The sequence below is a fragment of the uncultured Brachyspira sp. genome (assembly GCF_944393015.1).
Taxonomy (GTDB): domain Bacteria; phylum Spirochaetota; class Brachyspiria; order Brachyspirales; family Brachyspiraceae; genus Brachyspira.
Genome location: NZ_CALXYQ010000081.1, coordinates 1 through 6827 on the forward strand (window position 1 = coordinate 1; position 6827 = coordinate 6827).

At 26.7% G+C, this 6827-nt stretch carries 6 protein-coding genes and 1 tRNA gene; 2 read left to right on the forward strand and 5 right to left on the reverse strand.

Features of this window, described 5'->3' with window-relative positions:
• Positions 1-73 (forward strand) — tRNA-Asn (locus tag Q0K19_RS14640).
• Positions 74-126: 53 nt separating this feature from the next.
• Here Q0K19_RS14640 and Q0K19_RS14645 read toward each other — a convergent pair.
• The 4 genes from Q0K19_RS14645 to Q0K19_RS14660 all read right to left on the reverse strand — a co-directional run bounded on the left by Q0K19_RS14645 (position 127) and on the right by Q0K19_RS14660 (position 3594).
• Entirely contained in the window at positions 127-1806 is a 1680-nt protein-coding gene (locus Q0K19_RS14645) for an AarF/ABC1/UbiB kinase family protein (protein ID WP_297249252.1), read from the reverse strand.
• Between the two features lie 107 nt (positions 1807-1913).
• Positions 1914-2225: a phasin family protein gene (locus tag Q0K19_RS14650; protein ID WP_297249255.1), complete on the reverse strand. Its 312-nt coding sequence runs from the start codon at positions 2223-2225 to the stop codon at positions 1914-1916.
• Positions 2226-2590: 365 nt separating this feature from the next.
• Positions 2591-2806 carry a hypothetical protein gene (locus Q0K19_RS14655; protein ID WP_297249257.1) on the reverse strand — a complete coding sequence of 72 codons (216 nt, stop codon included), beginning with the start codon at positions 2804-2806 and terminating at the stop codon, positions 2591-2593.
• 14 nt (positions 2807-2820) lie between these two features.
• The gene (locus Q0K19_RS14660; RefSeq protein ID WP_297249259.1) at positions 2821-3594 is read right to left on the reverse strand and encodes a TM2 domain-containing protein; all 774 of its coding nucleotides are present in this window, start codon (positions 3592-3594) and stop codon (positions 2821-2823) included.
• A gap of 136 nt (positions 3595-3730) precedes the next feature.
• Here Q0K19_RS14660 and Q0K19_RS14665 point away from each other — a divergent pair, with 136 nt between their 5' ends.
• The gene (locus Q0K19_RS14665) at positions 3731-4471 is read left to right on the forward strand and encodes a DNA methyltransferase (protein ID WP_297249261.1); all 741 of its coding nucleotides are present in this window, start codon (positions 3731-3733) and stop codon (positions 4469-4471) included.
• A 68-nt stretch (positions 4472-4539) separates the two neighbouring features.
• Here the strand turns inward: Q0K19_RS14665 and Q0K19_RS14670 are convergent.
• Positions 4540-6827: tetratricopeptide repeat protein (locus Q0K19_RS14670; protein ID WP_297249264.1), on the reverse strand; the 2288-nt coding region annotated here is incomplete at its 5' end.

Sequence of the window (6827 nt, forward strand, 5' to 3'; positions counted from 1 at the left end):
TCCGAGATAGCTCAGTCGGTAGAGCAGGTGACTGTTAATCACCGGGTCGCAGGTTCGAGCCCTGTTCTCGGAGCATTTTTAAGCCCCTATTAAAGGGGCTTTTTTATTGCTTATATATCACTTAATCTAATTATTTTTCTTCACATACTTCTTTATAAATCTGCTTATAATCATAATGAATCCCATTATAGCTGATATACCAAATCCTATCATTCCTATAACAGATGTTCCATGGAATAGGGGAGGCATTTTGCTTGTGATAATTAAGGCACTTGCTAATATTAAAGAAGCCAAAACTATAGAGTAACTTAATCTATCTGCTAAACCATCTAAAGTAGAAGCTAATGATTCAAGTTTTTTATGTTCCAACTGAATTTTTACACTTCCTTGCTTTATAACCGATACTAAATGCTCTAAGTCAGATGGAAATTCTTTTATGATATAACTATAATCATAGAATAACTTTTTGAATTGCTTAAATAAATTATCCGGCTTCATCTGCTCTTTAACATATCTGAAGGCAAAAGGTTTAATATGTTCTATTAATTTTACTTCTTTATCTAAATTTCTAGCAACTCCCTCAAGAACTATCAAAGATTTTATTAAAAGCATAATATTACTAGGCAAAGTTAAACGGAATTCTCTTATTATACCTATAAGTTCATTAAATACATCTTCTATATTGATATTGTCTAAAGGCATGTCCACATATTTGCTTACTAATATAAATATAGCCATATTGAATTCATCTATATTACTTATTTCCCCATGATAGCATAAATCGAGTATAGATTTAGATAATTCCAAATAATCAGCTGAGCTTATACTCATAATTAAAGAAGAAAAAGCATCTTTAGAGTTCGGCGGAATAAACCCTATCATGCCAAAATCTAAGAAACATAGTACATTATTTTCTAAAGCCATCAAATTACCAGGATGCGGATCTGCATGGAAGAAACCAAGCATAAATATCTGCTCTAATACAGCATCTATACCTATGGAAACCAGTTTTTTTCTATCATATCTAGTGTCATCTTTTGCTATATCAGAGATTTTTATTCCTTCTATATATTCCATAGTTAATATATTTTTTGTGCTGTACTCATCATATACTTTTGCTATTTTTATATTTTTATTATTTTTAAAGAATTTTGCAAATTTTAAAGTGTTATTTTTTTCAAAATTAAAATCTAATTCCTGTATAAGCTGAGCTTTAAATGCTGCTATCAATTTTTGAGGCTGCATCAATGCAAATTCTTCATTGTATTTTTCTATGATATTTGAAAGCCACACTATAATTTCAATGTCTGTAAGTATATTTTCTTCTATATTAGGTCTTTTTACCTTTATAGCTACTTTTTCACCGTTTTTTAATACGGCAGTATGTACCTGAGAAATAGAGGCACTTGCTTTAGGAGTCAATTCAAAGGATTCAAAAATATCCTCTATTTTAGCTCCTAATTCTGTTTCAATAATACTTTTTGCTGTATTTTCATCGAAAGGTTTTACATGGTTTTGAAGTTTGCTTAATTCTTCTGTAATATCTTTTGGAAGTATATCATTTCTGTTTGAAAGTATTTGTCCCAATTTGATAAATGTTGTACCCAATTCTTCGCAAGCCATTTTGATTCTTTCTGCTTTGCTGTATTTTCTTAAATCAACTCCATTATATTTGATGTTAATTTTATCTATTGGATTTTTTATTATTTTTAATATTGGAGTTATAGCTATAATATCTCTGAATCCGTAAGCTATTATTATAGATATAATTTCTCTTGCCCTGTTTATAGATTTCATGTTATTCATATTATTTAATCACCCGCACTTTAATATAACTCATATTATTTATAAAATAAGGAGTTTAATTATTATTTATAAATAAAAAAACTCCTTTATAGTTAATGAACTTGTAATTATTGTTCATCTTTTTTCATTGATTGCTTTAATTCATCCAATTCTTTTCTCATAGCATCATATTCTTCTTTTTTTACATATCCCATTTTATCAACAACTTTTTTTACTCTTTCGTCTATAAATTGGGAAACATCTTCTTTAGTTTCATTGGCTTTATTAACCATTTCTTTTACAAACTTTTCTCCCTCTTCAGCACTAACATTCTTATCTTTTATGAATTCGCGTGCTGCCTCTTCTAATTTTTCTTTTCCTTTTAGCATCATACCAATGCTTGAATAAAATCCTGATTTGATATCATCTGATAATGACATAATATCCTCCTATATTATTTAATAATTAATTTTTATCATTGTAAAATAAAAAGTCAATATGAAAAAATATACTTTTATAAAATAAAAACCATTTATAATGTATTTGATAAAATTATTTACTTTTTATGATATTACTAATACAAATTATTTTATTATTAATATAAGCAATAAAATACATCAAATTTTCCAATTACTCATCTCAAGAAGTGTACTTCTTAAAAGTTGAAAAAACAGAATATAAAGGACTTACATACAATAATATAAAATGTTAATTTTTTAATATTATAAAGTAAATATAAAAATGAGCCGAGTTTACTCACTAGCTTATTATAGGCGAATGCAAGTATAACAATAATAAAAAATTATTATTGCTTATCTATGGCTTCAAAATAGCATGCCATAAAATCTCCTTCTCCATTTTCAAAGTCATTAACCATATCAGAAACTTTTTTATTAAGTTCTTTTATCATAATATATGCTATTTCCTGTGCTTTGCTTTCAGTTATATCAGTATTATTTTTTTGAATATTTTTAATAACTTTATTTACATTGACTCTTTTATATACACCATCTCTATCCACTTTAATATCTCCTTTTAAACGTATCCGTCTTTTTTTAACCCTGCTTTAAGTACATCTATATCGCTTGTTATATCAATAATATCATCTCTTTGTATGTTTTCTAATACTTTATTTAAATATATGATTACTGATTCTATAGATTCTATTATATCTGCTTTAACATTATTTAAATTTGATGTATTTGATGATGATAAATCTATATATGAATTAATAAGCTTTAATGTTGTAGGTATATTATATTGAAGCATTTTATCAAGTTCTTTTATAGCTTTTTCATTTCTTTTAAAGCTGCTTGATTTATCAATAATACTTTTAAATAAATGATTCAATTTTTTTACTTTTTCTGAAAAATTATAATCTTTTATAGAAATAACTGCTTCATCAATTAATCTATAATATTCTAATGCTTTATCAATACTAATATTTTCTTCTGTATTCTCTTGATTATTATAATTTTCTTCTTCTTTTTTATTGTCATCATTTTCATTTACATAACTGTATTCAGCTTCTATAGCATCATCAAATTTATTATTGTGATTTTTATTATCATTTTTATAACTTATATTTTCTATGTATTCTTTATTATATGTGAGATTAAAGTCTTTTTCAGTCATAAATATAAATCTTATTAAATCTACAATACAAAGCAAATAGGGTATACCAGTCCAACAAAATAGAACATATAATATACCTCTTTTAGTCTGACCTAAATAAAATTTTTGTATCCCTATTCCTCCGAATATCAGAGAAAGAGCAGAACATATTATAGCTTTAATTCTTTTTCTCATTTATAATAACCCAATGATATTTACTATTATATAATATCAAAGTATTTATTTTTAACAAGTAATTTTTTTATTCAATACTTGCTAATAAATAGTTATAGTATATTATTTATAAAAATTTTATAAAGCGAATAAAGATATGAAAAAAAAATTAGAATTGCAAACTACAACCTTATGGGATTATCCTTCACAGCAGTATTTAAAAAGTGAAGAAGAAAAGCATAAACATTATATAGGAGCAACACCTTCATATATAATTTGGAATCTTCTAAATAGATATACAAAAGAAAAAGATTTAGTGGTTGATCCTATGGCAGGAAGCGGCACTACTGTTGACGTAGCAAGAGAATTAGGAAGGCGTGCTTTGGGATATGATATAAATCCAAAAGCATTACAAAGAAAAGATATTTTTAAGGCCGATGCTAGAAAAATACCAATAGAGGATGAAAAAGTGGATTTTGTTTTTATAGATCCGCCTTACAGCACTCATATAAATTATTCTGATGAGAAGAACTGTATTGGGAAATTAACAGCGAGAGAAAATGAATATTATGAGGCTATGGAGAAAGTTATTAATGAAATATTTAGAATAATGAAAAAAGATAGGTATATGGCTTTATATGTTTCTGATTCTTATGAAAAGGGATTTCCTTTCATGCCTATTGGTTTTAAACTTTTTGAGATTATGAGTAAATATTTTATGCCTATAGATATAGTATCTGTCGTTCGTCATAATAAAACACTTAATAAAGGTAATTATCATATAGCAGCAGCTGAAAATAATTTTTATTTGAGGGGATTTAATTATTTATTTATAATGTATAAGAAAGGAAATAAAACTATAGATATAAATGGAAAAGTTCATTTAAGAAATTTATAGTAAATATTTAATTTATATAAAAAATAAAAAGCAGAGATTTAACTCTCTGCTTTTTTATTGATATTTATTTATCTAACATAATACATATCTTTAGGTATGTAATCATCTATAACAGTAGCCTGCTTCAAATTTCTTTTTCCTTGTACAGACATTATATTGTAAGTAGCTGCCCCTATATTTTGATTATCAACAAGTATAGTTCTTTTTTCCATTCTCTCCAAATCTATATTTGAAGTTCTTATTTGATCAAAATATTCGCTTGCCAATACAAAATATTTAAATGCTTGCTGCTCATTAACTATAGTATTTGTAATAGTAGAGTTATAAGCATAAGAAACACCTATATTATTATAAAGGCTTGCTAAATAACTTACTAATATAAAATCGCTTTCTGTACGCATTTCTAATCTTCCTAATCTATCTCTCTTAGATAATACCTGACTTAAAGCATTTCTATAGAAACCATTAGCTAAATTAGCTTTATCCAAATGTAAAAGCGAATTACCTAAAGCATAAGAAACAACACTGTTGCTAGGATTCTTTTGAAATAATGCATTAAATCCTTCAAATGCTCTGTCATATTCTCCATCTGAATAATATATCCAAGATAAATTATATAGAAGTTTATCGCTTCTAAGATTAGGTGCTAAATTATCATAAGCAGTTTGATAATGCTGTTTAGCTTTCTCATAATCTTTTTCTCTATAGAAATAAACATTAGCTAAATTATAATTAGCATCAGGATATACTGAATTTATAGCTAAAGCTTCAGTAAAGTTTTTAACTGCATTTCCATATTCACCTAAATTATAATATATCTGACCTAACATATTATATACAAATTCTTTTCCTCTATAGAAAGGATTAGATTCATATAAAGGCAATGCTGCTGTATTAAGTATTTCCATAGCTCTATCATAATGTTTTAATCTTGCTTCATAATCAGCATAACCTACTATAGATTCTAAATTATCAGGATATGCCGCTAGAAGATTTTCAAACAATATTCTTGAACCATAAAAATCATCTTTATCAAGTAAATACTTAGCTAATTTAGGATAAACCTCATCATCTATATAATCTTTTTTCAATAAGTTTATATGATTTTGAAGTGCTTTAACCTGCTCATAATTATCCTGATAAATTTTTATAAGCATAGCTCTTTTTCTAGGTACAACTCCATCTCCAAAGAAATTAACCATATCTCTATAATTATTATAAGCTATATCATAATAATTAGGTTCTGCTAAGGTTCTAGCCCTGCTTATCATAAGAAGACCGCGTTCATCATATATAGTTTCTTTTTCTTTTTTCTTGTCAGTATAAACTAACATATCATTATATAATTCTTCGCCTAATGTATAATCTTCTACTGATAATTCTTTTTCACCTTTCTTTCTATAATAGTATCCGAAAGTTATTCTAGTTTCAAAATCTCTAGGCTTAATATCTAAAGCACCCTGTATCTTTTTAAGAGCATAACTGAAAGTTTCTCTGTCAATATAAGCTCTTGCATATTTATTATACCATTTTATCTGTTTTGGTTTTAATCTTTCACCTTCAGCAAAGTTTCTTTCAGCATCATCATAAGCTCCTTTTGATATGCTTACTAAACCTTGATTATAATATTTATTAGCCATTACAGGTTTATAAATGAATTGGAAAGATAAAATTACCACCGCTACAAATAATATTAAGAATACAGCTGCAACTCTTATTATCTTAGCATAATCTTTTAATGAATTAGGTATAGGTATAAGCTCTAATACATTTTTACCGCTTTCTTCTCTAATGCTTAAACCTAATTCTTTATTTAATAATTCTGTAATGTTTTCATTAGACTCACCTCGCTCTAAGGCATTAAGTAAAGCCTCCATAGAAATTCTGTCTAATTTTTCATTAAGTATTGCATCTAAAACATGATACTGTGTAAGAGAAGGAAGATATTTTATTGCATTAATAACTTTATCATGATCTACATCTTTGTCCACATCTTCATATTTAGAAGCAGGTAAATTATTAGCAGTTTCAGGTGCAGGAAGAGTAGTGCCTCCTTCAACTATATTATTAGATATGCTTTTATTATTCTCTTTATCTCCATCTTCTATGTCTTCTATCTCATCATCTAAGTTTAAATCGTCTTTTATTTCATCTTTAGGTGATTGTTCATATTCTTCTACGGCATCATCTAAAGATAAATCATCTAAATCTATATCATCATGAGGAGCTTCTTTATTTTCTTCTGCTTTATCTTCTTCTTTCACCTCATCTTTAGGTTTTTCTTCCTCTTTATCTTCATCCATAATGCTGTCTAAAGATAAGTCGTCTAAATCTATATCGTCATGAGGAGCTTCTT

Coding starts and splice junctions, on each gene's coding strand:
- Q0K19_RS14665 (WP_297249261.1), top strand. CDS start 3,731: ATGAAAAAAAAATTAGAATTGCAAACTACAACCTTATGGGATTATCCT.
- Q0K19_RS14645 (WP_297249252.1), bottom strand. CDS start 1,806: ATGAATAACATGAAATCTATAAACAGGGCAAGAGAAATTATATCTATA.
- Q0K19_RS14660 (WP_297249259.1), bottom strand. CDS start 3,594: ATGAGAAAAAGAATTAAAGCTATAATATGTTCTGCTCTTTCTCTGATA.
- Q0K19_RS14650 (WP_297249255.1), bottom strand. CDS start 2,225: ATGTCATTATCAGATGATATCAAATCAGGATTTTATTCAAGCATTGGT.